This window comes from Streptomyces graminilatus (assembly GCF_001418565.1).
Lineage (GTDB): Bacteria > Actinomycetota > Actinomycetes > Streptomycetales > Streptomycetaceae > Streptomyces > Streptomyces graminilatus.
On sequence record NZ_LIQQ01000708.1, the window covers coordinates 1 to 2,449 of the forward strand.

The window sequence follows — 2,449 nt, forward strand, 5'->3', positions numbered from 1 at the left end:
GGTCCGGTGGGGGCTTGTCGCGCCCACGCGGCGGAGCCGCACAAAAGCACGGCCCCGCGCCCCTGAGGGGGTTGCCGCCCAGGTCGGTCGGGGAGTGCCGGAGGCAGGAGTGCCCCCTACGGGCGTAAGGGGCATCCTGCCTCTGGGAGGGATCCTTACTCCGTGCCCATGTGTGTGCCCATGTGGTCCAGGCGGCGGAGGATTACGCCTTCCCGGAGGGCCCAGGGGCAGACCTCGAGGGTTTTGACCGCGAAGAGGTCCATCGCGGCCTCGGCCACCAGGGCGCCCGCGACCAGCTGGTTGGCGCGGCCTTCCGAGACGCCGGGGAGGGTTGCTCGTTCCGCTGTCGTCATGGAGGCGAGGTGGGGGACCAGTGCCTGGAGGGACTCGCGCTTGAGTTCGCGCTGGACGTAGAGGCCGTCCGTGGAGCGGGCCGCTCCGGCGAGGCGGGCGAGCTGCTTGAACGTCTTCGAGGTGGCGACGATGTGGTCCGGGGAGCCGAAGCGGCTGAACTCGCCCACCGTCTCCGCGATCTGGGCGCGTACATGGCGGCGCAGGGACTTGATGTCGGCGGCGTCCGGCGGGTCGCCGGGGAGCCAGCCCGCGGTCAGGCGGCCGGCGCCGAGCGGGAGGGAGACGGCGGTGTCGGGCTCCTCGTCGATGCCGTAGGCGATCTCCAGGGAGCCGCCGCCGATGTCGAGGACGAGAAGCTTGCCGGCCGACCAGCCGAACCAGCGGCGGGCGGCGAGGAAGGTGAGGCGGGCCTCCTCGGAGCCGGTCAGGACCTGGAGCTCGACGCCTGTTTCGGCCTGCACGCGCGCGAGGACGTCATCGGCGTTCGTGGCCTCGCGCACGGCGGAGGTGGCGAACGGCAGCAGGTCCACGACGCCCTTGTCCTCGGCCGCCTGGAGCGCCTCCTGGATCACCGCGACGAGTTTGTCGACCCCTTCCGGGCCGATGGCTCCGGCCTCGTCGAGGAGTTGGGCGAGCCGCAGCTCGACCTTGTGCGAATGCGCGGGCAGGGGGCGTGCGCCGGGGTGCGCGTCCACCACCAGCAGATGCACCGTGTTCGATCCCACGTCGAGGACACCGAGTCTCATGGACGGCAACGCTACTGCCCTCCGGGCCCGTATCCGTCCCCGGAGCGGTGCCGGAACGGGCTCTGGGCGACTTACTCTGGACGCGTGCCAAAGACGAATAAGGCAAAGGCCGACAAGTCGGCAACGTCAGCCCTCTCCGGGAAGTCCGCGAAGTCTTCGAAATCCTCAAAGTCTTCGAAGTCCTCGACGTCTCCGAAGTCCCCGAAGTCCGCGAAACCGCCGAAGACGGTGGTGGTGAGCGACGAGAAGGGGCTCGATTTCGCGCGCGCGTGGGTGGAGTTCCCCGACCCGGCCGACGACGAGCAGGTCTTCCGCTGTGATCTGACCTGGCTGACCTCGCGCTGGAACTGCATCTTCGGAAGCGGCTGCCAGGGCATCCAGGCCGGCCGCGCGGACGACGGCTGCTGCACGCTGGGCGCCCACTTCTCCGACGAGGACGACGAGAAGCGCGTCGCCGGATTTGTGGCCCGGCTCACGCCGGACATCTGGCAGCACCACGACGTCGGCACGGAGTCCGGCTGGGTCTCGGAGGACGAGGACGGCTCTCGGCAGACCCGGCCGTACCAGGGGTCGTGCGTCTTCCAGAACCGTCCCGGGTTCGCGGGCGGCGCGGGCTGCTCGCTGCACATCCTGGCGCTGAAGGAGGGCCGGGAGCCGCTGGAGACCAAGCCGGACGTGTGCTGGCAGCTTCCGGTGCGGCGGACGTACGACTGGATCGACCGGCCCGACGACACGCGTGTGCTCCAGGTGTCGATCGGTGAGTACGACCGGCGCGGCTGGGGTCCGGGCGGTCACGATCTGCACTGGTGGTGCACGTCGGCGACCTCGGCGCACGGCGCGGGCGACCCGGTGTACGTGTCGTACCGGCCGGAGCTGATCGAGCTGATGGGCAAGGCGGGGTACGACCGGCTGGTCGAGCTGTGCGAGGCGCGGCTGGCGTCGCAGTTGCCGCTGCTGGCTCCGCATCCGGCCGATCCCGGCGCCAGGCCCGATCTCGGTCTCGCTCCCGACGGCGGTACTGGTTCTGGTCCCGCTCCCGCTCCTGTGCGCTGACGCGTTCGCGTCCGGTCGGCCCGGTCCCCCGTTCGCGTCCGCGTTCACGTCCGCTTCACGTTCGTGCCCGCGTTCGTGTCCGCGTTCGTGTCCGGCCGATCCGACCCGGTACCCAGTACCTGGTACCCGGTACCGATCCCTTCGCCGGCGCGTCCGCATACGGCTGGGCCCGTTCGGTGACCTCCGCGGCAGGCTCGGCTCAGGAGCTCATCGAGGGGGTCGGGGCCGTGCTGTTCGCGGGTGGTGACGAGCCTCCGGGGTCGGGCGGGGGCGAGGTCGTCGACGGTGTCGGGGTG

At 70.9% G+C, this 2,449-nt stretch carries 2 protein-coding genes; one reads left to right on the top strand and one right to left on the bottom strand.

Annotation, left to right across the window (positions count from 1 at the left end; genetic code table 11):
- Positions 1-155: 155 nt before the first annotated feature.
- The gene (locus tag AOK08_RS40365; RefSeq protein WP_055535348.1) at positions 156-1,100 is read right to left on the bottom strand and encodes a Ppx/GppA family phosphatase; all 945 of its coding nucleotides are present in this window, start codon (positions 1,098-1,100) and stop codon (positions 156-158) included.
- A 228-nt stretch (positions 1,101-1,328) separates the two neighbouring features.
- On the opposite strand from AOK08_RS40365, the gene AOK08_RS40370 reads away from it, so the two are divergent.
- Positions 1,329-2,153: a DUF3109 family protein gene (locus AOK08_RS40370; RefSeq protein ID WP_241827309.1), complete on the top strand. Its 825-nt coding sequence runs from the start codon at positions 1,329-1,331 to the stop codon at positions 2,151-2,153.
- Positions 2,154-2,449 lie beyond the last annotated feature (296 nt).

Bases quoted from the DNA above. Each gene is read 5' to 3' on its own strand.
- AOK08_RS40365 (WP_055535348.1), bottom strand. From the start codon at position 1,100: ATGAGACTCGGTGTCCTCGACGTGGGATCGAACACGGTGCATCTGCTG.